The organism is Candidatus Kosakonia sp. 282A-S69 (assembly GCF_029433855.1).
Taxonomy (GTDB): domain Bacteria; phylum Pseudomonadota; class Gammaproteobacteria; order Enterobacterales; family Enterobacteriaceae; genus Kosakonia; species Kosakonia cowanii_A.
Genome location: NZ_JAROAU010000005.1, coordinates 259,200 through 259,452, shown reverse-complemented (window position 1 = coordinate 259,452; position 253 = coordinate 259,200). Strand labels below are relative to the sequence as shown.

Annotated in this window: 1 protein-coding gene; it reads left to right on the top strand. The window is 53.8% G+C overall.

Going from position 1 to position 253, the window contains the following annotated elements; translation table 11 throughout:
- Nucleotides 1–253, top strand: a 253-nt coding sequence (locus tag PU683_RS22325) for a hypothetical protein (RefSeq protein ID WP_277174684.1), incomplete at both ends; no start/stop codon positions are given.

The window sequence follows — 253 nt, the reverse complement described above, 5'->3', positions numbered from 1 at the left end:
ATAGGCTTATCAAGGCGGACAAAGCCGCAACCGGAGGCAGCAAGGACCTCGTCGCACGCTTCGGCGTGCTGGGCAATCCATTCCCCGCGTCCAGCCAAACGACGAACAACCCACATTTGGTTGGCGAAATCGATCAAGTCATCGACGAGAAGATTGAAACGTTCATCCGTGATCATACGAGCCAGGTCGTAGTCGTCGAAGGCACGCAAGGCACTGGCAAGACTAACTACCTCAATCATTACGAGAAGGAGAT